24 protein-coding genes are annotated in these 24111 nt (G+C 60.5%); 13 read left to right on the forward strand and 11 right to left on the reverse strand.

Going from position 1 to position 24111, the window contains the following annotated elements:
* Position 1: 1 nt before the first annotated feature.
* The 13 genes from C8D04_RS08410 (at position 2) to C8D04_RS08470 (ending at position 12776) form a co-directional block, all read left to right on the forward strand.
* Positions 2-967, forward strand: a complete 966-nt coding sequence (locus C8D04_RS08410; protein WP_116004434.1) for a Gfo/Idh/MocA family oxidoreductase — start codon at positions 2-4, stop codon at positions 965-967.
* The gene (locus C8D04_RS08415) at positions 964-1545 is read left to right on the forward strand and encodes an acyltransferase (RefSeq protein ID WP_116004435.1); all 582 of its coding nucleotides are present in this window, start codon (positions 964-966) and stop codon (positions 1543-1545) included. The genes C8D04_RS08410 and C8D04_RS08415 overlap by 4 nt, the downstream gene beginning before the upstream one ends.
* A 4-nt stretch (positions 1546-1549) precedes the next feature.
* Positions 1550-2650 carry a DegT/DnrJ/EryC1/StrS family aminotransferase gene (locus C8D04_RS08420; protein WP_116004436.1) on the forward strand — a complete coding sequence of 367 codons (1101 nt, stop codon included), beginning with the start codon at positions 1550-1552 and terminating at the stop codon, positions 2648-2650.
* A gap of 82 nt (positions 2651-2732) precedes the next feature.
* Positions 2733-4007 carry a hypothetical protein gene (locus C8D04_RS08425; RefSeq protein ID WP_133243615.1) on the forward strand — a complete coding sequence of 425 codons (1275 nt, stop codon included), beginning with the start codon at positions 2733-2735 and terminating at the stop codon, positions 4005-4007.
* A 211-nt stretch (positions 4008-4218) separates the two neighbouring features.
* Complete coding sequence (locus C8D04_RS08430) at positions 4219-5289, forward strand: glycosyltransferase (RefSeq protein ID WP_158550295.1); 1071 nt, start codon at positions 4219-4221, stop codon at positions 5287-5289.
* A 6-nt stretch (positions 5290-5295) separates the two neighbouring features.
* Positions 5296-6000 (forward strand): methyltransferase domain-containing protein, encoded by a 705-nt coding sequence (locus C8D04_RS08435; protein WP_116004439.1) that lies wholly within the window; start codon positions 5296-5298, stop codon positions 5998-6000.
* A gap of 5 nt (positions 6001-6005) precedes the next feature.
* Positions 6006-6746: a class I SAM-dependent methyltransferase gene (locus tag C8D04_RS08440; protein ID WP_116004440.1), complete on the forward strand. Its 741-nt coding sequence runs from the start codon at positions 6006-6008 to the stop codon at positions 6744-6746.
* 3 nt (positions 6747-6749) lie between these two features.
* Positions 6750-7976 (forward strand): glycosyltransferase family 4 protein, encoded by a 1227-nt coding sequence (locus C8D04_RS08445; protein ID WP_116004441.1) that lies wholly within the window; start codon positions 6750-6752, stop codon positions 7974-7976.
* Complete coding sequence (locus C8D04_RS08450) at positions 7973-8668, forward strand: class I SAM-dependent methyltransferase (protein WP_116004442.1); 696 nt, start codon at positions 7973-7975, stop codon at positions 8666-8668. Before C8D04_RS08445 ends, C8D04_RS08450 begins: the two co-directional genes overlap by 4 nt.
* Positions 8665-9822, forward strand: coding sequence for a DegT/DnrJ/EryC1/StrS family aminotransferase (locus C8D04_RS08455; protein ID WP_116004443.1), 1158 nt, complete (start codon positions 8665-8667; stop codon positions 9820-9822). The genes C8D04_RS08450 and C8D04_RS08455 overlap by 4 nt, the downstream gene beginning before the upstream one ends.
* Positions 9823-9873: 51 nt before the next feature.
* Positions 9874-10506, forward strand: coding sequence for a sugar transferase (locus C8D04_RS08460; protein ID WP_116004444.1), 633 nt, complete (start codon positions 9874-9876; stop codon positions 10504-10506).
* Positions 10507-10570: 64 nt separating this feature from the next.
* Entirely contained in the window at positions 10571-12100 is a 1530-nt protein-coding gene (gene lysS / locus C8D04_RS08465; protein WP_116004445.1) for a lysine--tRNA ligase, read from the forward strand.
* A gap of 52 nt (positions 12101-12152) precedes the next feature.
* Positions 12153-12776, forward strand: coding sequence for a mechanosensitive ion channel family protein (locus C8D04_RS08470; RefSeq protein ID WP_116004446.1), 624 nt, complete (start codon positions 12153-12155; stop codon positions 12774-12776).
* Between the two features lie 31 nt (positions 12777-12807).
* On the opposite strand, the gene nagZ is transcribed toward C8D04_RS08470, so the two are convergent.
* From nagZ to C8D04_RS08525, 11 genes are all read right to left on the reverse strand, one after another.
* Entirely contained in the window at positions 12808-13890 is a 1083-nt protein-coding gene (gene nagZ / locus C8D04_RS08475) for a beta-N-acetylhexosaminidase (RefSeq protein WP_116004447.1), read from the reverse strand.
* Positions 13891-13917: 27 nt separating this feature from the next.
* The gene (gene acpS / locus C8D04_RS08480) at positions 13918-14346 is read right to left on the reverse strand and encodes a holo-ACP synthase (protein ID WP_116004448.1); all 429 of its coding nucleotides are present in this window, start codon (positions 14344-14346) and stop codon (positions 13918-13920) included.
* A 57-nt stretch (positions 14347-14403) separates the two neighbouring features.
* Positions 14404-15174: a pyridoxine 5'-phosphate synthase gene (locus C8D04_RS08485; RefSeq protein WP_116004449.1), complete on the reverse strand. Its 771-nt coding sequence runs from the start codon at positions 15172-15174 to the stop codon at positions 14404-14406.
* Positions 15175-15240: 66 nt separating this feature from the next.
* Positions 15241-16005, reverse strand: coding sequence for a DNA repair protein RecO (gene recO / locus C8D04_RS08490; RefSeq protein WP_116004450.1), 765 nt, complete (start codon positions 16003-16005; stop codon positions 15241-15243).
* A gap of 153 nt (positions 16006-16158) precedes the next feature.
* Entirely contained in the window at positions 16159-17100 is a 942-nt protein-coding gene (gene era / locus C8D04_RS08495) for a GTPase Era (RefSeq protein WP_233521243.1), read from the reverse strand.
* 74 nt (positions 17101-17174) lie between these two features.
* Complete coding sequence (rnc, locus tag C8D04_RS08500) at positions 17175-17858, reverse strand: ribonuclease III (protein WP_116004452.1); 684 nt, start codon at positions 17856-17858, stop codon at positions 17175-17177.
* Positions 17859-18224, reverse strand: a complete 366-nt coding sequence (locus tag C8D04_RS08505) for a DUF4845 domain-containing protein (RefSeq protein ID WP_116004453.1) — start codon at positions 18222-18224, stop codon at positions 17859-17861.
* A 35-nt stretch (positions 18225-18259) separates the two neighbouring features.
* On the reverse strand, positions 18260-19234 hold the full coding sequence (lepB, locus tag C8D04_RS08510) for a signal peptidase I (protein ID WP_116004454.1): 975 nt from the start codon (positions 19232-19234) through the stop codon (positions 18260-18262).
* Positions 19234-21042 (reverse strand): translation elongation factor 4, encoded by a 1809-nt coding sequence (gene lepA, locus C8D04_RS08515; protein WP_116004455.1) that lies wholly within the window; start codon positions 21040-21042, stop codon positions 19234-19236. Before lepA ends, lepB begins: the two co-directional genes overlap by 1 nt.
* A gap of 420 nt (positions 21043-21462) precedes the next feature.
* On the reverse strand, positions 21463-22854 hold the full coding sequence (locus C8D04_RS08520) for a DegQ family serine endoprotease (protein WP_233521244.1): 1392 nt from the start codon (positions 22852-22854) through the stop codon (positions 21463-21465).
* A gap of 172 nt (positions 22855-23026) precedes the next feature.
* A complete protein-coding gene (locus tag C8D04_RS08525) occupies positions 23027-24100 on the reverse strand; it encodes a MucB/RseB C-terminal domain-containing protein (protein WP_347708418.1) in 1074 nt (357 codons plus the stop codon).
* Positions 24101-24111: the final 11 nt, after the last annotated feature.

Below are 24111 nucleotides of genomic sequence, written 5' to 3' on the forward strand. Positions count from 1 at the left end.
CATGAAAAATTTTGCACTGATTGGCGCCGCTGGCTACATCGCCCCTCGCCATATGCGCGCCATAAAAGACACCGGCAACCGTTTGGCCGCAGCCTACGACATCAATGACTCCGTGGGCATCATTGACAGCCTTGCACCTGAAGCAGACTTTTTCACCAACTTTGAGTGTTTTTATGAGTTTGCGCAGACACTCAAACGCATTCCGGCCCATGCATTGGACTACGTGGCGGTGTGCTCGCCCAATCATCTGCACCACGCGCACATTGCCGCCGGTCTTCGCCTGGGCTGTGACGTGATTTGTGAAAAACCCCTGGTACCCACACCCGACCTCATCGACGAACTGGCCAGAGTAGAAAAAGAAACGGGCCAGCGCGTTTACAACATCCTGCAACTGCGCCACCACGATGCCATCGTGCAGTTGCGTAACAAGGTCGCCAACGCGCCGCAAGACACCAAGTTCGACGTAGAACTTACCTACATCACCTCGCGCGGCAAATGGTATGCCGCCAGCTGGAAGGGTGACCCACGCAAATCATTCGGTGTGTCCACCAACATTGGCGTGCACTTTTTTGACATGCTGCACTTCATTTTTGGCGCCCTCCAGCGCAATGTGCTGCACTACAGCCAGGCAGACAAAGCGGGCGGTTACTTGGAATACGAACGTGCCCGCGTGCGCTGGTTTCTATCCATCGACGCCCATGACCTGCCAGCCCCCGTGCAGGGCCAAAAAACCACCTACCGCAGTATCGATGTCAGTGGCGATCCGTTGGAGTTTTCTGATGGCTTCACTGACCTGCACACCGCCAGCTACCAGAAAATCCTGGCAGGCCACGGCTATGGCCTGGACGATGCGCGCCACTGCATCGAAACCGTCCACGCTATTCGCAGCGCCACGCCGCAAACGGGCTCGCTGGGCGAGGTACATCCTTTTGTGGACCAACTCACCCGGCGTGGCCCGCAACCATGAGCATCACCATCCACCCTAGTGCCATCATCGATGACGGCGCGCACATCGGCGAGGGTTCGCGCATCTGGCACTGGGTCCATGTTTGTGGGGGCGCGCGCATCGGCCAAGGCGTCTCGCTCGGGCAAAACGTCTTTGTGGGCAACAAGGTGGTGATTGGTGATCACTGCAAAATCCAGAATAACGTCAGCATCTACGACAACGTCACGCTCGAAGAAGGCGTTTTTTGCGGGCCCAGCATGGTGTTCACCAATGTCAACAACCCGCGCGCACTCATCGATCGCAAGGACGAATACCGAAACACCTTGGTTCAAAAAGGTGCCACTCTGGGTGCCAACTGCACCATCGTCTGCGGCACAACCATTGGCGCGTACGCCTTTGTCGGCGCTGGAGCCGTGGTCAACAAAGCCGTGCCAGACTTCGCACTTGTCGTGGGAGTACCCGCCCGGCAAATCGGCTGGATGAGTGCATACGGCGAACAGCTTGCCCTGCCGCTGCAAGGTCGAGCCGAAACCACCTGTCCACACACTGGTGCCCGCTACATCCTAAGCGGAACATCCGTCGCCAGGCTGCCTGCATAAAGCCATGATCGAATTCATTGACCTCAAAGCCCAGCAAGCCCGCATCAAGAACCAAATCGATGCCGCCATTGCTGGCGTGCTGCAGCATGGCCAATACATTCTTGGCCCCGAGGTGTACGAGCTGGAAGAAAAACTGGCCACTTACACCGGCGCCCGCTACTGCATCACCGTGGCCAACGGCACAGACGCCCTGCAAATTGCCCAGATGGCGCTGGGCATAGGTCCTGGCGATGAAGTCATTACCCCCGGTTTCAACTACATTGCCACTGCGGAAACCGCTGCCCTGCTGGGGGCCAGGCCGGTGTATGTGGATATCGATCCACGCACCTATAACCTAGATCCTGAGTTACTCGAAGCCGCCATCACACCGGCAACCCGTGCCATCATCCCCGTGAGCCTGTATGGTCAGTGCGCCGACTTTGATGCCATCAATGCCATTGCAGCGCGGCACGGCATCCCGGTAATTGAAGATGCAGCACAAAGCTTTGGCGCCATCTACAAGGGGCGAAAAAGCTGCAATCTCACAGGCATTGCATGCACCAGTTTTTTTCCGAGCAAGCCGCTGGGCTGCTATGGGGATGGCGGCGCCCTCTTCACCAACGACGATGCACTGGCCAAGGTGCTGCGCCAGATTGCCCGCCACGGTCAGGACCGCCGCTACCACCATGTTCGTGTGGGTGTGAACAGCCGCCTGGACACCTTGCAGGCGGCTATCTTGCTGGTCAAGCTGCGGATATTTGATGAAGAGATGGCATTGCGCCAGCAAGTGGCCGCGCGCTACACCCACCTGCTCAACGAAGCGGGTATCAGCACCACGCCTGACATCGCGCCGTACAACCAGAGTGCGTGGGCGCAATACACCATTCAGGTTCCAGCGCGCGAACAAGTGCAAGAACGCCTCAAGGCCGCCGGCATACCCACCGCCGTGCACTACCCTATTCCACTTAACAAGCAGCCTGCGGTGGCCGACGCCGCAGCCCTGCTTCCGGTTGGAAATACAGTGGCACAGCGTGTACTGAGCCTACCAATGCATTCCTATCTGAGCGATGGGCAGGTCGCCAACATTGTGCAGAATCTAAGAGGAATCGCAGGCATAAGGCTATGAAGACGGAGAACCCCGCTCTCCACAGCATTCCCTTCGCAAAGAGGACCCGTGGTGTGGAGTACGAGCACCGACAAAAAATCCTATGAGCTTGGTTCACTTTCTCCGGCGCCTACGCATCTCTGCGGTACTGCGCTCGGTAGGCTGGCAAATGCTAGGCTCGGCAGCTACGCTGGGTACTGCCTTGTGGATTTCCTGGAACCAGGGTCTTGAAGCGCAGGGTGAATTCGGCTTAGCCAAAAGCTGGTTCGACGCCGCAGCAGCGATAGCTGCATTGGGCTTGCCGCATGGCCTGCTGCACTTGATGTACCGGTGCGGCATCAGCGCCCACCAAGTGCTGCCATGGATACACCGCATTCTCACGGTGGCTGCAATCCTGTGTCTGCCCACGGCCGCGGTTGCAGCTGCGCTTGGTCAACAGACGTCGGCCTTGGTTTTGGCATCCCTGCCTTTCGCGATTGCGCACCTCCTCGCACGCTCCTGGTTATTGCGCGAGCGAGGCGAGGAAGTATTCGGGGTCATTACCGCAATGCCGGCGCTCGTGCTGCTTGCCGCCGTTTTGCTCGGCGGCCCACACTACGCATGGCTACTGCTCGGCACGGCATGCATCGCCGGTACGACAAGTCTCTTACTGGTTGCGCAAACGGTACGCAGAGCTCGGGCAACGGCAGGTATCCATACAGGTAACGCCCTGGAAACCATATCCCCACGCACAGCAACAGGTAAAAATTTGCCGGCCGCCTCAACTCCGATGCTTCGTCGCGAATTGTGGTTCTCAAGCCTGCAAATATGGATGCAGGCTGCACTCGGTGGAGCATTGCCCGCAGGACTGCTCAGCATTGTGGCGCAGTTCGGCCAAACACAGCGCGCACTCGGAGAAACCTCCTTGGGACTGCAAATTTACCAAGTGTTCACTGTACTCGCTGGCTACGTTGCCCCCCTCTTGTTCCATAGGATTGCCGGCCATAGGGCCTCGACTGGGCTGGATGCAACGGCGTTATCCACGCGCAGCTGCCAGGCACTGTGGTCCCTCAGCACCATCCTTGTACTGTCAATGCTTGTCGGAGTGGCACTGCAACCCAATGCGCTGTGGCCCGCCATCGGGTTGATGAGCCTGGCAGGCGCCGCCGCGGTGGCGGCCCGTCTGCACAGTACCGTGCTGCTTGCACGCAGCGAATATTTCGAATTAAGTCTGCAGGCGACTTCGCGATTGCTGCTGGCATTGCTGGCGACGGTGTTGGCCCTCAGGTTCGTGCCCGCGTTGGTTGCCGTCAGTGTCGCCTTGTTACTGACCGAAGGGCTCACCTGGTGGCGCTCTGCCCGCCAGGCGGGACGCATTCAAGCGACAACGCTGACATAACAGTCCACTTACAACATACGCACATCCAATGAGCATCGCTCGCCACCTGGTATTTTTCACCACCAACTACCCGTTCACCTACACCGGCGGGGAAACCATGTTTGTGCACCCTGAAATGCCTCACTTGGCATCGGAGTTCGCACGGGAAGGAGTGACAGTGGTACCACTGCACAACACAGGCTCGCAACTGCCATTGCCACCTGGCGTGCGCGTGGACCAAGGCCTGGCAACAAGCTGGAAACGCCAAAAGCTTTGGCACTACCTACGTGCGGCATCGTGGCCAGGCTTCGTTCCCGAGTTGTGGCTCGGCTGGCAACAAGGCGGCTGGGTCGGTGCTGCCAGGGTCTGGCGCTGGACCGCTGTCGCACGGTGCACATGGCTTTGGCTGCGCACTTTTGCACCAGCGAATGGGCAGCCGCTGCTACTCTACACCTACTGGCGCGGCGGGCAAACCGTGGCCGCTGCGCGCTATGCCGCAAAGCATGTCAGCCACGCCGTCGTGAGCCGCGTGCACCGTTATGAACTCTACGACGATGCGTTCACGCGCCCCTTCCAGCCCTGGACCTCGGTGTATCAACAGCTTCGGCGGGTGATACCCATCGCACAGCACGGCCTAGACTACTTGCGACAGCAAGGTGTACCCGTGACGCACCTGCTGCTGTCTCGGCTAGGCGTGTCGGCGCAACCGGTGCGCGCAGCCGCCTCCTCGGACGGCGTGGTAAGGCTGGTCTCATGCAGTTCCATTTCGCATGTCAAGCGTCTGACTTTCACTGCCCAGACCATCCAAGCGTTTGCGTTTGACTGCCCAGACCTACGCATCCGCTGGACCCACTTTGGCGATGGCCCGGAGCGCCCCCAACTGGAGGCTGCCCTGCGCACGGCGCCAGCGAACCTACAGGTCGATCTGCGTGGGCAGGTGGACAACGCGCAAGTGATACACCACTACGCAACCCAACCTGTAGATCTTTTTATCCTTCTTAGTCGCAGCGAAGGCCTGCCCGTTTCTATTCAGGAAGCATTGTCCATGGGCATTCCCGTGCTTGCCACTGACGTGGGGGGCGTATCGGAAGCCTTGGACGTAAACGGCGAAAATGTTGGCCTGCTTGCGCTGGAAAACGGCATTGATATTGCAGCACGGCATTTGCGTACTTTGCTGGTGGACACCCCTGCAGAACGGCAGATCCAGCGACGCGAAGCAGCCTGGAACTGCTGGGCCGAACGCTTCAATGCAATGAAAAATCACCGCGCTCTGGCGCAAGCCCTTCATAACGAACTGGACTAGGAACGCATGAACCTTGATGCGGAAACATTGGACTACCTTCACGGTCGGCAGTTCTCAAACGGACATGTCTTTGACCTCGGCAACAAAGGGCCTGCCCTGCGCCGCAGCGATCGTTTGCTGCAACTGGCCCAAGGCCAGCGCTTATTGCATGTGGGCTGCTGCGATCACCTGCAGCTCATCCAAGGCAAGCGCGCGCGCGGTCTGTACCTGCATGAAAATCTCTGCCGCGTTGCTACGCAATGTGTGGGCATTGACACGAATACAGAAGGTGTCGCGCTGCTGCGCAGCACTGGATTCCCAGAAACCTATACCCCCGACGATGCTCCGCTATGCAGCGTTGTGGATGGCCAGCCACAAGCCTACGACCTCTGCTTGCTTGCCGACGTGATCGAGCATGTAGGCAATCCAGTCGAATTCCTCTCTGGTATGAGGCGCTACCAATTTAAGCGCCTCATTGTCGTCACCCCCAACGCCTTTCGCTGGCGCAACAGTTTTCCCGGTGGAGAGGCCATCAACACCGATCATCGCTTCTGGTTCACGCCGTACACACTATGCAAAGTGCTCGTGGACGCCGGCTACGAGCCGCAGCGCGTCGAGTTGTGCCACGGCGACTACGCCAGTTGGCGCGGTGCAGCGGCAGCCAAGTTGCTGGGGCGAATTCCACGGTGGCGCGACACGCTGCTCATTGAAGCAATAAATCAGACAGACTGAGATTCATGCGAAACGAAACAATTTGGCGCCCCACCAAATACGTGCAGCGTAGTGGCCGCTGGCGTACCAGCCTCAACCCAAAAGAGGTAGGAGTGGGCTCACGCTTGATTTCAGACGCTGTAGCAAAGCGATATGACGAGCATCTCGCCAGCTGCGCTCATGGACGCCTGCTCGACCTGGGTTGCGGTAAGGCACCGCTGTACGGCATCTACCGAAGCTTGGTGACGAACGTCACATGCTGCGACTGGACAGAAGATGCTCACGTTGACGTGGTGAGTGATTTGGCACAACCGCTGCCCTTTGCCGATGGCGCGTTTGACACCATCATCTTGTCCGATGTGCTGGAGCATGCGCCTGATCCAGCACTTGTCTGGCGAGAAATGTCCCGGGTGCTCTCGCCCGGTGGGCACATCGTGATGAACGTGCCATTCTTTTATTGGCTGCACGCTCATCCTCACGATTTTTACCGCTTTACCGAGTTCGCACTCGCCAGATTCTCTGCCGTTAATGGACTGAATCTGCTACGCCTGGATCCACTTGGTGGGGTTGTGGAGGTATGGGCCGATCTTCATGCGAAGCTGCTAGCACACATACCGATCGTAGGCACCCTACTTGCAACCGTGCTACAGATAGCGATTGGACTCTGGGGACACTATCGCTGGGGCGAACACATTGCCAAAGTGTCTGCACGCCATTTCCCACTCGGTTACTTTGTCATTGCCCAAAAGCCTGCAAGTGCCAATTGACCCATGACCCGTCAACTAAACATCCTCTACCTTAACCACTACGCCGGCACCCCGTCGCTGGGCATGGAATACCGCCCCTATTACCTGGCCCGCGAATGGGTGCGCGCCGGGCACTCGGTAACGGTGGTCGCAGCCAATTTTTCGCATGTGCGCGCGCGCCAGCCGCAGGCCGGGCAGGAAAAAGTGGACGGCGTCACCTACCACTGGCTACCTACACCCGGCTACCAAGGCAACGGCCTGGGTCGCGTCAAGAACATCTGGAGCTTTCTGCGCCAGGTGTGGCAACTGGCGCCCGCGCTGGTGGCGGCTTGCCAGCCCGATGTAGTTATTGCATCCAGCACCTACCCCATGGACATTTGGGTGGCGAGCCGCTTGGCCCGGCTAGCGGGGGCACGGCTGGTGTATGAGGTGCATGACCTATGGCCTGCCTCGCCCATGGAGCTTTCAGGCATGCCTTGGTGGCACCCCTTCATCTTGCTGTGCCAGAAAGCAGAAAACGATGCCTATCGCGACGCAGACCGGGTGGTCTCCATGCTGCCCAACGTGGCCAGCCACATGGCGGCGCATGGGCTGGATTTGCACAAACTACACATCGTGCCCAACGGCATATCGCCGGAAGAATGGGGCGGCCCTGCCGAAGCGCTGCCAGACGCGCTGGCGGCGCACCTGCAATCACTGCGGGCCGCTCACCGCATAGTGGTGGGCTACGCGGGCTCGCATGGCGTGCCCAATGCGCTAGATGTTTTGCTGGATGCAGCGGCCTTGCTGCAACATGAAAACATGGCGTTCGTGCTAGTGGGCGACGGGCATGAAAAAGCGCGGCTGGCGCAACGTGTGCAGGCCGAGGGTCTGCACAACGTGCAGCTTTTTGCCCCGGTTTCCAAGGGTCAGATACCTTCTCTGCTGCAACAACTGGACATTGCCTATATTGGCTGGAAGCGCGTTGCGCTGTACCGCTTTGGCATCGCCCCCAACAAGCTGATGGATTACATGATGGCAAGCTGCGCAATTTTGCACTCAGTCGAAGCGGGAAACGACCCGGTGATCGATGCGGACTGCGGCCTGACTGTTGCGCCGGAATCTGCGGCAGTGGTAGCGCAAGGGCTGCAGCGCCTAGCCAGCGCCACACCAGAGCAGCGCCAACAGATGGGCGAGCGCGGCAAAGCCTACGTGCTAGCGCACCACACGTACCCAGTGCTGGCCCGGCGCTTCATCGAGGCCGTGGCATGAACCCTCTGGACGAACCCCAGGCCATTGCCGAGCGCTACACCCGCCGCACGGCCCATGATGACCGCTACAGCTTTTTGCGCCCCGAGGTTTGCCTGGGTGTGCAAGAGCGCCAGCGCGTGATATTGCAGTTGCTGCGCCAAAAGGGCATCACAGACTTGGCCCAACTGCGTTTACTAGAATTGGGCTGCGGCACGGGCGCCAACCTGCTGGAGTTTTTGCGTATGGGCTGCGCGCCCCAGCACCTGGCGGGCATCGAGCTGCTGCCAGACCGTTATGCCCAAGCACGCCATATGCTGCCCGCAGCCGTGCGCTTGCAGCAAGGAGACGCCTTGCTGGCTGACGTGCCGCACGCATCGCAAGAGGTGGTGCTACTTTCTACGGTGTTCTCGTCGGTGCTCGACCAAGGTTTTCAGCAGCGGCTGGCAGCGACCCTGTGGCAATGGCTGCGCCCCGGCGGCGCCGTGCTCTGGTACGACTTCACCTACAACAACCCGAGCAACCCGGATGTGCGCGGCGTGCCCTTGCGCCGGGTGCAGGCCCTGTTCCCGCAAGGGCGCATTACGTCGTGGCGGGTTACGCTGGCGCCGCCCCTGGCTCGTGCCGTGGTTCGCGTGCACCCTGCGCTCTACGGACTGTTCAATAGCATGCCGTGGCTGCGCACCCATATCCTCTGCTGGATCGAAAAAACATGAGCTTCACATTTCTCCCCTTCGCCCGCCCAGACATTGGCGATGCAGAAATCGCCGCTGTCACCCAAGCCCTGTGTTCGGGCTGGGTGACCACCGGCCCCACAACGCACAAATTTGAGCAAGCCTTCACCGACTACCTGGGCGGCAGCGGCCTGCAGTCGATTGCCGTCAATTCGGCCACTGCGGGCTTGCACCTTGCGCTGGAGGCCCTGGGCATCGGCCCGGGCGACGAGGTGATTGCCCCCACACTGACCTTCACCGCCACCGTGGAAGTAGTGCGCTACCTGGGCGCCGATCCGGTGCTGGTGGACGTAGACCCGGTAACGTTGAACATTGACCCCGATGCCATCCGCGCCGCCATCACCCCGCGGACGAAGGCCATCATGCCGGTGCACTACGCGGGCCTGGCCTGCCGCATGGATGAAATTTTGGCTATCGCACGTGAGCACAATCTGAAGGTGGTGGAAGACGCCGCCCACGCCCTGCCCACCACCTGGCAGGGCACGCTGGTGGGGCAGTTGCAGTCCGACGTGACGGTGTTCAGCTTCTACGCCAACAAGACCATCACCACTGGCGAAGGCGGCATGGCCGTGACGCGCGACACCCAACTGGCCGAGCGCATGCGCGTGATGCGCCTGCACGGCATGAGCCGGGACGCCTTCGACCGCTTCAGCTCCAAAACCCCGGCGTGGTACTACGAAATCGTGGCCCCCGGCTTCAAATACAACATGACCGACATCGCTGCGGCGATGGGCGTGGAGCAACTGGCACGGCTGCCGCAGTTCGTGCGGCGCCGCCAGCACCTGGCGGCACGCTACCAGGCGCAACTGGCAGACCTGCCCCTGGTGCTGCCCGCAGATGCTCCGGCGGGGGACGCGCATGCCTGGCACCTGTACGTCGTGCGGCTGGCTCCCGGGGCGCGTGTCGGACGCGACGAGACCATCCAGGCGCTGTCAGACCGGGGCATTGGCACCAGCGTGCACTATGTGCCGCTGCACCGCCAGCCCTACTGGCGCGACCGCTACCAGCTCACCCCCGATATGTTCCCCCAGGCCGATGCGGCTTACCAGTCCATGATCAGCCTGCCCCTGTTCACTGCCATGCAAGACGCCGACCAGGATCGCGTCATTGCGGCGCTGCATGAGGTGCTCGGCTAAAACAGTGCCTGAGCCTCTCACGCACAGCGCATCCCTTCTGATCTGTTGGCCATGACCAAACGCCTGTTCGACACAGCCTTCGCCACGCTGGCCCTGCTGCTGCTGTGCCCGGTGCTACTGGCCGTGGCACTGTGGGTGCGGCTCGATTCACCCGGGCCCGCGCTCTTTCGGCAGCAGCGCGTGGGGCGTGGTGGTCAGCTGTTTGGTATTTACAAGTTCCGCAGCATGTACACCGGTGCCGAAGCTGAAGGTCTGCCCCTGACGGTAGGTGCAGACACCCGCATCACAAGCGCAGGTGCCTGGCTGCGCCGCACGAAGGTAGACGAATTACCGCAGCTCCTCAATGTGCTCTGGGGCGACATGAGCATGGTGGGCCCCCGCCCCGAAGTGCCGCGCTACGTTGCGCACTACCCTGCCGACCTGCGCGCCACCGTGCTCAGCGTGCGTCCAGGCATCACCGACCTGGCCTCGCTCGCGTTTCGCAACGAAAGCGCATTGCTGGCGCACAGCCCAGACCCGGAGCGCACTTATGTGGAACAGATTTTGCCCACCAAACTGGCCTTTGCCTGCCAGTATGTGCAAACACATACTCTGTGGCTGGATCTGAAAATCATCGTGCGGACGGCTTTGACCTTGCTGGGATGGGCAAACTCTGCAGCCCCGCAGCCACCCCCTGCGCCATAACCCATAAAATCAGCGGTTCGGCTGCGAGCAGCCCCTCTTTTACGCCCCCGCACCCACGGCCCCTATGTCTGAACAGAACCACGCCCCCGCCCCCCAAGACGAAAACCAGCTCATCGCCGAGCGCCGCGACAAATTGCGCGCCCTGCGTGATGCACAGGCACAGGGCAAGGGCGTTGCTTTCCCCAACAACTTCAAACCAGCCCACCACGCCGCCACTTTGCAGGAAGCCCACGGCGAAGCCTCCGGTGAATCCCTGGAGGCAGCGCCCGTCACCGCCAGCGTGGCCGGCCGCATGATGCTCAAGCGCGTGATGGGCAAGGCCAGCTTCGCCACCGTGCAGGATGCCACTGGACGCATGCAGCTCTACATCACGCGCGATGCCCTGGGCGAAGAACTCTATGCGGCCTTCAAGCACTGGGACTTGGGCGACATCGTCGGGGCCGAAGGCACGCTCATGAAGACCAAGACGGGTGAACTATCGATCAAGGTCACCGCCTTGCGCCTGCTCACCAAGAGCCTGCGCCCCATGCCGGACAAGTTCCATGGCATTGCTGACCAGGAGGTCAAGTACCGCCAGCGCTACATCGACCTGATGACCGACGAGCAGGCCCGCAAGCGTTTCGTGGCGCGCAGCAAGGCCGTCAGCGGCATCCGCGACTTCATGGTGCAGCACGGCTTCCTGGAGGTCGAGACGCCCATGCTCCACCCCATTCCGGGCGGCGCCAACGCCAAGCCCTTTGTCACGCACCACAACGCGCTGGAGCAGGAGATGTACCTGCGCATCGCACCAGAGCTGTACCTCAAGCGCCTGCTGGTGGGCGGCTTCGAGCGGGTGTTCGAGATCAACCGCAATTTCCGCAATGAAGGCATCTCGGTGCGCCACAACCCCGAGTTCACCATGATGGAGTTCTATGCAGCCTACTGGAACTACCAGGACCTCATGGGCTTTACCGAGCAGTTGGTGCGTGATGCCGCCCTCAAGGCCGTGGGCACGCTCGATCTGAGCTACCAGGGCCGTGCCGTGGACCTGGGCCAGCCGTTTGCACGCCTCACGATCCGCGAGGCCATCTTCCAGCACACCGAGGCCGGCGCCCATGTGGACGATGCAGCCTGGCTCATCAGCGCACTGAAAAAACTGGGCATGACCGAGGAAAAGAACAAGCTCTCCGTCCGCAGCCTGGCCAGCCTGCAGGTGCTGTACTTTGAGGAAACGGTGGAAGACAAACTGTGGCAGCCCACCTTCATCATGGAGCACCCTACCGAAATCTCGCCCCTGGCCCGCGCCAACGACGCCCGCCCCGAGGTGACCGAGCGCTTTGAGCTCTATATCACGGGCCGCGAATTTGGCAACGGTTTCTCCGAACTGAACGACGCCGAGGACCAGGCCGCCCGCTTTCACGCCCAGGTGACGGCCAAGGACAGCGGCGACGACGAGGCCATGTATTACGACCACGACTTTGTGCGCGCGCTCGAGTACGGCATGCCACCCGCGGGTGGCTGCGGCATCGGCATTGACCGATTGATGATGCTGCTGACCGACAGCCCCAGCATCCGCGATGTGATCCTGTTCCCGGCCCTGCGGCGCGAAAGCTGATGGAAGGGCGCGGCATTTTTCCTTTCAAGCACCTTCAGCACACGGGCATGGCATGCGGCGCTCGCTGAAGTTCTACCTGCCCGAGTGGGCGCAGGACTGGTTCGAAATCATCGTCCCAGGACTGCAAATTGTGATGATCGTGCTGGTCGCGTGGCTGTTGCTGCGCTTGCTGCACCGCGTGCTGCGCCGTATCGGGGCGCACTACCAACTCCCCCACGACATGCAGTTGCTGTTCAACGGCATCCTGCGCTGGGCTATTGTGCTGGGCACCGCCTTGCTGATCCTCGAGCGCATGGGGGTTTCCGCCATGGTGCTGTGGACAGCCTTTACCGGCTTTGCCACCGTGGGCGCCGTGGCGTTTTTTGCCGCCTGGAGCGTACTGTCCAACCTGTTTTGTGCGCTGTTGATCTTTGCAGTGGGGCCGTTCCGCGTGGGCGATGTGATCGAGGTGCTCGACACCGCCGAAAAGGAAGGCGCGCGCGGCCGTGTCACCGACATCAACATGCTTTACACCACGCTCGAAGACATCGCCCCCCACACGGCAGGCACCTTGCTGCAGATTCCGAACACCTTGATTTTTCAGCGCATGGTGCGGCGCTGGAAACCGGGGCAAGAGGTCAAGCCTACCGTCCCGGCCTCGACGGCCCCGGACGCGGACAACACCCCACCCGCCTGACGGCGCACACGACCGCCAGACACCCGAAGAATCAGGGCAGCATTTCCAGCGCTTGCTGGTAGGCGGGCTGGAACATCAGATCATCCCAGGCCTGCGGCAGGGTTTGCGGCAACTGCGCCAGGCGGCGGGCCTCGCTGTCGGCGCTGGGTTGCCACTGCCCCTCCTCCAAGCGTTGCGCCAACCCGTCGAGCAACTCGTCGACGGCGTGCCCATCTCCCACACTCTGGTTGCACAGCAGCACCAGGTCACACCCGGCCTGCAGCGCCGCCACGGCCGCGTCGGTATAGCTAACCAGCTGCCCATCGATACGGCGTGCGCCTTCCATGCTCAGGTCGTCGCTAAAGATGGCGCCATCAAAACCCAGCTGGCCGCGCAGAATGTCCTGCAGCCACTTGCGTGAAAAACAGGCCGGTCGACTATCCACCTTGGGATAGATCACATGCGCCGGCATCACGCTGGTCAGCGTGCTGCGCAGCCAGCCATAGGGCGCTGCATCGTCCTGCAGGATGGCCTTGAGGCTGCGCCTGTCCACAGGAATTTCCGTATGCGAATCGGCCTGGACGAAGCCGTGGCCGGGAAAATGCTTGCCGCAGTGGGCCATGCCCGCCTGCAGCAAACCATGCGCCAGGCTTTTGGCCAACAAGGTGACGACACGCGGATCGCGGTGAAAGGCGCGGTCGCCAATCACGGCGCTACCGCCCCAATCGAGGTCCAGGATGGGTGTGAAGCTGAAATCCACGCCACAGGAACGCAACTCGCTGCCCAGCACATAGCCCGCAGCCGTGGCCGCATTAGTGGCAGCCAGGGCTCCGCTGCCAGGGCCACCCTTGCCGTCACGCATCCACAGGGAGCCCAGGGCACGCATGGGCGGCAGGTGGGTGAAACCGTCGCTGCGAAAGCGCTGCACACGGCCACCTTCGTGGTCCACGCAGATCAGCAGATCGTCGCGCACGGCCTTGATAGCGCTGGTCAGGGCCAGCAACTGGGCGCGATTCTCCCAGTTGCGGGCAAACAGAATGACACCGCCGGTCAGGGGATGGGCCAGGCGGCGCCGGTCCACAGCGGACAGGATGGTACCGGCAACGTCAAGGATGAGGGGGGAATGTTCAGTCATGGTACGAGGGATTGAAGCGCTCTACATTTAATAGCTATCAGCGCTTGATGGATAAGCGTTAGAGGCCAATTTTTCTACAACACAAAAACTTGCAGCGTAGTCAGACTCATCGGTCACGCTCAGGTGCGCGCTGAGGCCACGCGCGTCGAACCAGTCCTTCAGTTCACCGTGCAGCACGATGGTGGGCTGACCGCTGGCCAATGTACCCACCTCACACAAGCGCCAAGTCATGGGCATGCGCATTCCCAGGCCAATGGCCTTGCTGAAGGATTCCTTGGCGGAAAAGCGCGTGGCCAAATAGCGCACGCCACGCTCGGGCCAGCGAGTGCTGCGCCCGCGCCAGGTGGCCAGCTCGGCCGGTCCCAGCACCTTCTCGGCAAAACGGTCTCCATGGCGCTCCAGGCTGGCACGGATGCGGCGCACATCGCAAATGTCGGTGCCGATACCATAGATCATAATTTTAGATGAAATAGGCCTTCAGAGCTTATCTAAAAAGCGCTAGCAGCTATCAATTCAGGAGTCAACGAATCCCTGGTCAATGCAGGCCTGGTAGGCCCGTACCGTGGCGGCGTAGCCCAGTTCCAGCGCATCGGCAATCAGTGCATGGCCGATGGACACCTCCAGCACGCCTGGTACGCCGCGTACAAAGGCGGCAAGGTTGTCGCGGTTGAGGTCATGGCCCGCATTCACGCCCAGGCCTGCATCCATGGCCGCCCGGGCTGCGGCGCGGTAGCGCTCAAGCTCCTGGGCCTGCCGGTCGGTGCCCCAGGCCGCGGCATAGGGCTCGGTGTACAGCTCGACCCGGTCCGCGCCCACGGCCCGGGCCTGCGCCATTTGTTCGGGCACAGGGTCCATGAACAGGCTCACGCGCACGCCCAGCGCCCGGCATTCGGCAATCAGCGGAGCAAGGCGGACGGCATCCTGCGGAAAGCTCCAACCATGGTCGCTGGTGAACTGGTCTTCGCTGTCGGGCACAAAAGTGGCCTGGTGGGGGCGTACCTGGCGAATGAAGTCCATCAGGTTCTGCGACGGATTGCCCTCAATGTTGTACTCACGGTCGGGCCAATTTTTCATGAGACTGGCCAGTTCATGCACATCGCTGGCACGGATATGCCGCTCGTCCGGTCGGGGGTGCACGGTGATGCCATTGGCACCGGCCTGCAGGCACAGCAAGGCCGCGCGCATGACGCTGGGGATGCCCAGATGGCGCGTGTTGCGTACCAGCGCGACCTTGTTGACGTTGACCGACAGTGCGGTACGGTGTCCGTGGGAAAGTGGATTCATAGGAACTTACGCAAAAGTGCGAAGAAAAACAGCCCTGCCGTTGCCGAGATGGTGCATCAGCATCGCTCATAGCGATTGCATATCCATCATGAACTGGCGTGTGCGCAGCAACGGGTTTCCGCAATGGTATTGCAACAGGGTACGCAATTGGGGCTTGAGCTCTCCAGTCACGGGGGCACAGGCCCGTAGCAGGTCGGTAAAGGGCACTTCGCCCTGCAGCGCATCGCTCAACTGCAGCCACCGCGCTCCAGAGAGGCTGGCCCGCTCGCCTGCGGCGGCGCTGCGCAGGCCGCCCTCGGCGACTAAAGCGTAACGGGCATCCGGCGCCAGGGCACCACCGGTGAGGGTCTGGGCATCCAACGCAGGCAGCAGGCCGATTTCACGCAGCAGCAGCATTTCAAAACTGCGCAATACCGGCTCCAGGGCGTCACCATGCTCACTGGCCAGTACGCGCACCACAGCACCATAGGTGTCGAACAGGTGGGCGTGCGGGTCATCGCGTGCCAGCAGGCGCAGCAGCAGCTCGTTCAGGTAGGTGCCCGACAGCAGCGCGTCGCCTGTGGGCATGATGTGGCCGCCCACCCACTCCGCGCCTTTAAGGGTGTGAATATCTCCGGCACCCGTATCGCTCTGGGTCCAGGTCAGGTGCAGCGGCTGCAGCGGCAACAGCACCGGACGGAAATTGGAACTCGGCTTTTTGGCCCCCTTGGCCACCAGTGCAGTGCGCCCATGGTGGCGCGTGAACACCTCCAGAATCAGGCTGGACTCGCTCCAGTCGTAGCGGTGCAGGACAAAGGCGGGTTCGTTGGAAAAGCGGCGCGCAATAGCCAATCGCTATCCTCTAGATGACAGGCTTGGTCATTTCAACGGCCACCGCATTTGGCCCACCAGCGGCCACCGTGGAGCTGGCTTTGCCAGGCCACTGGTGGCGCCCCCCTCCCGAAGGAGAGGGGGGAAGGCGCAAGCGCTGCAGGAGGGTGATCGCTATTCATAACCAAAGGAGCGCACCCGTGCTTCATCGTCCGCCCAGCCGCTGCGCACCTTGACCCATATCTCGATGAACACCTTGGCATCCATGAGTTTTTCCAGCTCTTGTCGGGTCTCGGTGCCGATGCGCTTGAGCCGCTCCCCCTTGTCGCCGATCACCATGGCCTTGTGGCTGTCGCGCTCGACCACGATGGTGGCTGCAATGCGCACCAGGCGTTTGTGCTGCTTGCTTTTTTCTTCGCTGAACTGGTCGATGATGACGGTCGAGGTGTAAGGCAACTCGTCACCGGTGAAGCGGAACAGCTTTTCGCGCACGGTCTCGCTGGCGAGGAACTTTTCGCTGCGGTCCGTCAATTCGTCTTCGGCGTACCACCAGGGGGCCTCGGGCAAATACTTCTCGCAAATACCGTAAAGCCGCTCCACGTCGCCTTTGTTCTTGGCCGACATGGGCACGAATTCGGCGAACGGGTGACGCTCTTGCATGCTCTTGAGCCAAGGCGCGATCTCGGCGCGGCGGTGGATGTTGTCGAGCTTGTTGGCGATGAGCAGCGTGGGGATACCCGGCTTGAACAGCGAGAGCACCTTGGCATCGGCCAGGGTAAAGCTGCCCGCCTCCACCACGAAGAGGATCAGGTCCACATCGCCAATAGCGCCCATGACTGTCTTGTTGAGCGACTTGTTGAGCGCAGTAGCGTGGCGCGTCTGGAAGCCAGGTGTATCGACAAAGACGAACTGCGTCTGTCCTTGCGTACGGATGCCGGTGATGCGGTGGCGCGTAGTTTGCGCCTTGCGGGACGTAATACTGATCTTCTGACCCACTAGAGCATTGAGCAGCGTGGACTTGCCCACGTTGGGCTTGCCGACAATGGCGATGACGCCGCAGCGCTGTCCCTTCACATCCACCCCGGCAGCACCGGCAGGCCGGGCAGCCGCCAACATGGAGTCAAGGTCATTTTGGCCTTCAGCGCTTGATTCACCTGCGCTGTCAGCTACATTTTTAGTAGCATCTTCATTCATGGCTGTTTTGCTTTCAGTGTGGCCAGCATGGCCTGTGCGGCAGATTGTTCGGCCGCCCGGCGCGAACCACCGAGGCCTCGCTCGGCCAGGGAGAGTTCCGCAATAGCGCATTCCACATCAAAGGTCTGGCGGTGCGCCGCCCCTTCCGTCGTCACCACGCGGTACTGCGGCAATTGCATTTTGCGGCCCTGCAGCCACTCCTGCAATGCCGTCTTGGCATCCTTGGCAGCCGCCTGCATCTGGGGATTGATCTCTACGGCATTGAGCAGTCGCAGCACCAATGCCTCAGCCGGTGCATAACCTGCATCGAGATACACGGCTCCGATCAGGGCCTCCAGAGCATCAGCGAGGATGGACGGGCGCTTCTGGCCGCCGGAGCGTGCCTCGCCTTCGCCCAGGCGCAGCACCTCGGACACACGCAACTCCAGCGCCAGCTGGTGCAGCGTCTCCTGCTTGACCAGGTTGGCACGCACGCGCGAAAGATCGCCCTCGGGCTGAGACGCCAGCCGGGCGTACAACAGACTGGCCACAGCCAAGTTGAGCACCGAATCGCCTAGGAATTCCAGCCGCTCATTGTGGTCGGCGCTGAAACTGCGGTGTGTGATGGCACGCTGCAGCAAGGCGGGGTTCGAAAACCGGTGCTGCAGGCGCTCCTGCAGCGCAAGAAGAGAAGGCTGCACCTATTTGGTCGAATCTTCAAAGCGGTAGACCAGATAGGCCGGCCCCGCCAATGCAATTTCACGCGAGTATTTGAAGGACACCACGATCTTGTCGCCCCGTTTGGTCACTTCCAGATCCTTGCCCGAAATTGACGAAATATCATCGATGGCAGCAGCTCGATCAAAACTGGCGCGAATCTCTGGCACAGTGTTACCCTCCTTGGCCGCCTTGGCCGCAGCCTTGCCAATCGCGTGGTATTCCAGAAAAATCGGTACCGACTGGCCGCCAATGGCAAATGCTGCGACGGCCAGCAGGCCGACAAAAATCACCCCAATGAAAGACAGGCCGCGCTGGCTCGAACGGCTGGCTGAATGGTGCGCATGCATATGTTTTTCCCCTCTTGATTGTTTGCCGTGGCTGCTTAGTTAAAGGAACCGATACGCTTGAGGTTACCGAAATTCATCCAGACAAAGAAGGCTTTGCCCACAATGTTGGCCTCTGGCACAAACCCCCAGTAACGCGAATCGAGCGAATTATCGCGGTTATCGCCCATCATGAAGTAATGCCCTTCGGGCACCTTGCACACCACACCTTCGACACTGTAGCGGCAGTTGTCACGAGAAGCAAAATTGCTGGCGCCCTGCACAAAGGCAGGCGCATCGGGGTTATTGAGCAAACGGTGGGGGTGTGTTCCCAACTGTTCCTCGAACTGTTTGAAATAGCGCATGGCGCTTTCATCAAAGAAGTCCGGCTGCGGTGAAGTTGCGATCACCTGTCCATTGATGGTCAATCGCTTGTTGATATACGCCACCTCATCGCCCGGCACGCCCACCACACGCTTGATGTAGTCCAGGTTCGGCTGGGGCGGGTAGCGAAAGACCATCACGTCGCCGCGCTGCGGTGGCGTTCCATCAGTCACCTTGGTGTGGATGACAGGTAGACGCACACCGTACGTGAATTTGTTCACCAGAATCAAGTCGCCCACCAGCAAGGTGGGAATCATCGAGCCCGATGGAATCTTGAAAGGCTCGAACAGGAACGAGCGCAGCAGGAAAACCGCCGCAATCACCGGAAAAAGCCCGGCTGTCCAATCCAGCCACCAGGGCTGCATGAGCAAACGGGCTTTTTCGTCCTGCACATTGATGTCCACCTGGGCAATGCCCATGCGGTCCAACTCGGCACGGCGTTGCACGGCAGCGTCCTCGATGGCTTGGGCCGCACGGCGGCGGCGCGGCAGAAAATAAAGCCGCTCGGCAAACCAGTAGCAGCCCGTGACGACGGTCGTCAAAAACAACAGCAAGGCAAAGTTGCCTTCGATGGCCCCAAAATACCAGGCCCCCATATAGCCCGCAAAGGCCGCCAGCACCAGCGACGTGAGAATTTGCATGGCCTGCATCAATCTTCCACCTGCAAAATGGCCAGGAAGGCCTCCTGGGGCACCTCGACCGATCCAATCTGTTTCATGCGTTTTTTGCCTGCCTTCTGCTTCTCAAGAAGCTTGCGTTTGCGCGAAATGTCGCCGCCATAGCACTTTGCCAGCACGTTCTTGCGCAACGCCTTGATGGACTCGCGCGCAATGATGTTGCCTCCGATCGCGGCCTGGATCGCCACATCGAACATCTGGCGGCTGATGATTTCGCGCATCTTGGACACCACGGCGCGGCCGCGGTACTGGCTCTGGCTACGGTGCACGATGATGGACAGCGCATCGACCTTCTCGCCGTTGAGCAGGATATCCACCTTCACCACATCGGACGCACGGTACTCCTTGAACTCGTAGTCCATGGAGGCATAGCCCCGGCTCACCGATTTGAGCTTGTCGAAGAAGTCCAGCACGATCTCACCCAGCGGCATTTCATAGGTCAGCATGACCTGGCGACCGTGGTACGCCATGTTCATCTGCACGCCACGCTTCAGGTTGGCCAGCGTCATCACAGGCCCCACATACTCTTGAGGCATATACAGATGCACGGTCACAATGGGTTCACGGATTTCCTGCAGCTTGCCCTGGTCGGGCATCTTGGCAGGGTTCTCCACCATGATGACTTCACCGCCCGGCATCACCACCTCGTAGACCACGCTGGGTGCCGTTGTAATCAGATCCTGATCGAACTCGCGCTCCAGCCGCTCCTGCACAATCTCCATGTGCAGCAGGCCCAGAAAACCGCAGCGAAAACCAAACCCGAGCGCCTGCGACACTTCGGGCTCGTAGTGCAGTGACGCATCATTGAGCTTGAGTTTTTCCAGCGCGTCGCGCAGTTGATCGTATTCGCTCGCCTCGGTGGGGTACAGGCCGGCAAACACCTGGGGCTGGATTTCCTTGAAGCCCGGCAGCGCCTCGGCGGCAGGTCCTGCGTTGTTCGGCAGCTTCTTTTCCAGCGTGATGGTGTCGCCCACCTTGGCCGCCTGCAATTCCTTGATCCCGGCGATGATGTAGCCTACCTGGCCCGCCTCCAAGCGGTCCCGCGACTCGTTGGCGGGAGTAAACACACCCAGGTTATCAGCGTTGTATACAGTCCCGCTTGCCATCATCTTGAAGCGCTCACCCTTGAGAAGGCGCCCATCGACCACGCGCACCAGCATCACGACACCAACGTAAGCGTCATACCAACTGTCGATGATCATGGCGCGCAGCGGCCCATCGGGGTTGCCACGCGGCGCCGGAACCTTCGCGACAATAGCTTCCAGGATCTCGTCGATACCCATGCCCGTCTTGGCTGAACACGGGATGGCGTCCTCGGCATCGATGCCTATCACATCCTCGATTTCCGCCTTGGCGTTTTCGGGGTCAGACTGCGGCAAGTCCATCTTGTTGAGCACCGGCAGCACTTCCACGCCCAGATCCAGCGCGGTGTAGCAATTGGCCACTGTTTGTGCTTCCACACCTTGCGAGGCATCGACCACCAGCAAGGCGCCCTCGCAGGCCGAGAGCGAACGACTCACTTCGTAGGAAAAGTCAACGTGGCCAGGCGTATCGATCAGGTTCAGGTTGTAGACCTGACCATCTTGGGCCTTGTACTGCAGCGCGGCAGTTTGCGCCTTGATGGTGATGCCGCGCTCTTTTTCGATGTCCATGGAATCGAGCACCTGGGCTTCCATCTGGCGATCAGCCAAGCCCCCGCAGCGCTGGATCAGGCGATCGGCGAGGGTGGACTTGCCATGGTCAATGTGCGCAATGATGGAAAAATTACGAATGTGCTTCATCAACGAAAACGTCAAATAAGGAAGGTGCTAGACCACCGCAACAAAAAAGGGCGCGTCGGCTGGTGACGCGCCCTGAACCAACAATCTTGGGCAACTGCGATGGTTGGAGCCTCATTGTAGGCAAAAAATCACCCAAAAAAAGAGGGGCGCCATGGCCTCACGCGGGCGATGCCGTGGGCCACTGCCTGAACTACGCTGCCGACACTTGGTGCATTCCACAAGTCAAGGAATACGCCGTGGGGAACCCGTGCAATTCAGGAGGATTTTTTGCGCCATGAATTCGAGACAATTCGATATATCCATAGTTGTGCAAAAACAGGGCGCATTCTACCTAATCGGTCGATAACGCCCCGTCCGCCACAGCCTCGGCTTCTGATGCAGGGGTTCTGCCACAGAGGACAGCAATCCAACCCAAGGCTCTTATGGACGGATCAAAGCGTACTGAGCCCACTCCCCGCGCTGGTAAAGCACGTTGACCGGTTTGGTTTTGTCCACCTTGGACAAGACCGATTCAAAGTCTTTCACCGTACTCACTTCAGTGTTGGCAATGGCCCGGATCACATCGCCTTCGCGCAATCCTGCACGGGCAGCAGCATCCGAAGCAGCATCGATGCGCACACCCCCTTTGAGCTTGAGCTCCTTCTTCTGTGCTCCCGTCAAATCCGAAACCGTGAGCCCGAACTGCTGGGCAGCATTCGAAGACTTGGGTTTGACGTCGCGGTCACTGGCCTTGATGGCTGGCGTGTCACCATCAATCTCCGCAATCACGACCGACAAATCGCGCATATTCCCCCGGCGAAACACCGTCACGGTGCTCTTGGTGCCCGGCTTGGTATTACCGACCAGGCGTGGTAGGTCTGCGATCCGCTCAATGGGCTTGCCTTCGAAACGAACGATGATGTCGCCAGCCTCTACCCCGGCCTTCTCCGCGGGCGAGCCACTCTCCACCCCGGTTACCAAGGCCCCCTGCTGCTTGCCCAGCCCCAGCGATTCCGCCACATCGCGCGTCACCTGCCCAATTTGCACACCAATACGCCCCCGTGTCACACGCCCGCTGGAGCGCAGCTGCTCGCTGACGCGCATGGCTTCATCGATCGGAATGGCAAACGAAATGCCCATGAACCCGCCTGAACGTGAATAGATCTGGCTGTTGATACCCACGACCTCGCCCCGCATATTGATCAAGGGTCCGCCTGAATTTCCCGGATTGATCGCCACATCGGTCTGAATGAAAGGCAAGTAATCCCCGGTATCGCGCTGCTTGGCACTGACGATGCCCGCAGTGACAGTGTTTTCCAAGCCAAAGGGCGAGCCGATAGCCATGACCCATTCACCCACCTTCAGGCGGTTGACATCGCCAATCCGCACGGCAGGCAAGCCCGATGCTTCGATCTTCACAACGGCCACATCGGTGCGCTTGTCCGCTCCGATAATTTTTGCCTTGTATTCGCGCTTGTCCGTCAATGTGACGATCACTTCGTCGGCACCGTCCACCACATGGGCATTGGTCATGACATAGCCATCGGCACTGAGAATGAAGCCAGAGCCCACGCCGCGCGGCTGTTCTTCTTCCTGCTGCGGACGATTTGGTCGTTGTTGGCGCGGCATGTTCGGGATGGGCACGCCAAACCGCTTGAAAAACTCAAGCATGTCTTCGTCCATGCCATTAACGCCACTCCGCCTGGAAGCCTTTTCCGTCGTGCGGATGTTCACTACCGAAGGCCCTGCTTGTTCGACAAGATCTGTGAAGTCAGGCAACCCGCGCACGGAAGCCGGAGGCGTCGCCACCTGCGCAATGGCCAGGGGCGCCATCGCGGCGCTGCACGCCAGAACACAAGCCGCAGCCAGCCCGGCGCCATGGTTTTTTGTCCAATCGATTATTTTCATTGATGGCCTTTCGAGAATTCAAGTCACGTTCTGCTTTGCGCGCAGATACTGTGAGAAATCCTTCAGTGAATTTGGTTCCATCCAGCAAACAGCCATTTCATTTCAGCCGTGCCAGGCGGTCCGCAAACAACACCAGCGTGGCTGCAGGTACCTCTCCCACTGCCGTCAGCCAGACACCGTCACTCAGTGGCTTGGCCAGAACATGGGTAGCCCCCCGTGCGCCCTGAACCACCGTTGATGCGCTGCGACGGGCATGGTGCCGTTCGATGAACAACGATACCGTCACCAGCCCATCGGAGTAAAAGCACTGCAGCAGTCCGGGCTCATGGCCTGCTGAGGAAACTGCATGGAGATAACAACCGACAGGCACGAAACCATCCACGGGCTCACGCAGCCCCCAGCCCTGTTCGGTGGCTGTGGTCATCCGCATTTGCACACTCAGATCCTGGTAGCCAGCGGTATCCTGTGGCATGCGAGCCCACTGCTGCGCCTCCTTGTCGGCGTCCAGTTGCAGAGCGGAAAACGCCGTCTGCTCCAGCACCCGCCCACTTGGCTCCAGCATCTGTACCCGCAGCACCAGACCCGATGTGCGCTCACTCCAGAAGCGGTAACCAAAGCGCAGTGCATCGTGTGGCGCGAACGACACGACATCAGCCTCCATCCCGGCGACGCGCTCCTGTCCAAGGAGGTGCGCGGTATAGGGCGGGACAAAGGTCGCATCGGCACTTCCGGGTAGCGCATGAAGCAAATCGCGGCGCTCGGTGCGGACCGTACGCGACTGGTGCAGGAAGGTACGCACGAGCCCATCCTGCCGATAGACGGTACTTGCTGCACCATCGAGTGCATCGACGCGCTCGAACTGCTGGCCATCGCGTACCGCATGCCAGATTTTGGAAGTCGCCATGGCACCTGATGCATGGAGCACCACCACCGTGCCCACGTAACTGCGGCTGCGGGATGCCCCCTGCATGCGCTCCATCCATTGTTGGGCAGTCCGCGGATTGGCGTCGTCCTGCGGTCTATTGACCGGCCCGCCCTGTACACCCAAGGCAAGGGCGCACAAAGCCATCCCACCGAGATACCGGGCAGCACGTGAGAACACTAATTTTGCGGAACAACAACCGCGCCGCCATCTCGCCCGAAACACCATGCCTGCAGTCATTTGCCGCATGCGCCCAAGCA

Origin of the sequence: Simplicispira sp. 125 (assembly GCF_003096555.1) — a bacterium.
In the GTDB taxonomy this organism is placed as follows: domain Bacteria; phylum Pseudomonadota; class Gammaproteobacteria; order Burkholderiales; family Burkholderiaceae_C; genus Simplicispira.

Coding starts and splice junctions, on each gene's coding strand:
- C8D04_RS08450 (WP_116004442.1), top strand. CDS start 7,973: ATGAACCCTCTGGACGAACCCCAGGCCATTGCCGAGCGCTACACCCGC.
- C8D04_RS08520 (WP_233521244.1), bottom strand. CDS start 22,854: ATGGCGCCCCTGGCCATTGCGCAGGTGGCGACGCCTCCGGCTTCCGTG.
- lysS (WP_116004445.1), top strand. CDS start 10,571: ATGTCTGAACAGAACCACGCCCCCGCCCCCCAAGACGAAAACCAGCTC.
- lepA (WP_116004455.1), bottom strand. CDS start 21,042: ATGAAGCACATTCGTAATTTTTCCATCATTGCGCACATTGACCATGGC.
- lepB (WP_116004454.1), bottom strand. CDS start 19,234: ATGCAGGCCATGCAAATTCTCACGTCGCTGGTGCTGGCGGCCTTTGCG.
- C8D04_RS08415 (WP_116004435.1), top strand. CDS start 964: ATGAGCATCACCATCCACCCTAGTGCCATCATCGATGACGGCGCGCAC.
- C8D04_RS08525 (WP_347708418.1), bottom strand. CDS start 24,100: ATGCGGCAAATGACTGCAGGCATGGTGTTTCGGGCGAGATGGCGGCGC.
- C8D04_RS08485 (WP_116004449.1), bottom strand. CDS start 15,174: ATGAATCCACTTTCCCACGGACACCGTACCGCACTGTCGGTCAACGTC.
- C8D04_RS08470 (WP_116004446.1), top strand. CDS start 12,153: ATGCGGCGCTCGCTGAAGTTCTACCTGCCCGAGTGGGCGCAGGACTGG.
- C8D04_RS08460 (WP_116004444.1), top strand. CDS start 9,874: ATGACCAAACGCCTGTTCGACACAGCCTTCGCCACGCTGGCCCTGCTG.
- acpS (WP_116004448.1), bottom strand. CDS start 14,346: ATGATCTATGGTATCGGCACCGACATTTGCGATGTGCGCCGCATCCGT.
- C8D04_RS08410 (WP_116004434.1), top strand. CDS start 2: ATGAAAAATTTTGCACTGATTGGCGCCGCTGGCTACATCGCCCCTCGC.
- nagZ (WP_116004447.1), bottom strand. CDS start 13,890: ATGACTGAACATTCCCCCCTCATCCTTGACGTTGCCGGTACCATCCTG.
- C8D04_RS08420 (WP_116004436.1), top strand. CDS start 1,550: ATGATCGAATTCATTGACCTCAAAGCCCAGCAAGCCCGCATCAAGAAC.
- era (WP_233521243.1), bottom strand. CDS start 17,100: ATGTTGGCGGCTGCCCGGCCTGCCGGTGCTGCCGGGGTGGATGTGAAG.
- C8D04_RS08425 (WP_133243615.1), top strand. CDS start 2,733: ATGAGCTTGGTTCACTTTCTCCGGCGCCTACGCATCTCTGCGGTACTG.
- C8D04_RS08505 (WP_116004453.1), bottom strand. CDS start 18,224: ATGCATGCGCACCATTCAGCCAGCCGTTCGAGCCAGCGCGGCCTGTCT.
- C8D04_RS08435 (WP_116004439.1), top strand. CDS start 5,296: ATGAACCTTGATGCGGAAACATTGGACTACCTTCACGGTCGGCAGTTC.
- C8D04_RS08440 (WP_116004440.1), top strand. CDS start 6,006: ATGCGAAACGAAACAATTTGGCGCCCCACCAAATACGTGCAGCGTAGT.
- C8D04_RS08455 (WP_116004443.1), top strand. CDS start 8,665: ATGAGCTTCACATTTCTCCCCTTCGCCCGCCCAGACATTGGCGATGCA.
- C8D04_RS08445 (WP_116004441.1), top strand. CDS start 6,750: ATGACCCGTCAACTAAACATCCTCTACCTTAACCACTACGCCGGCACC.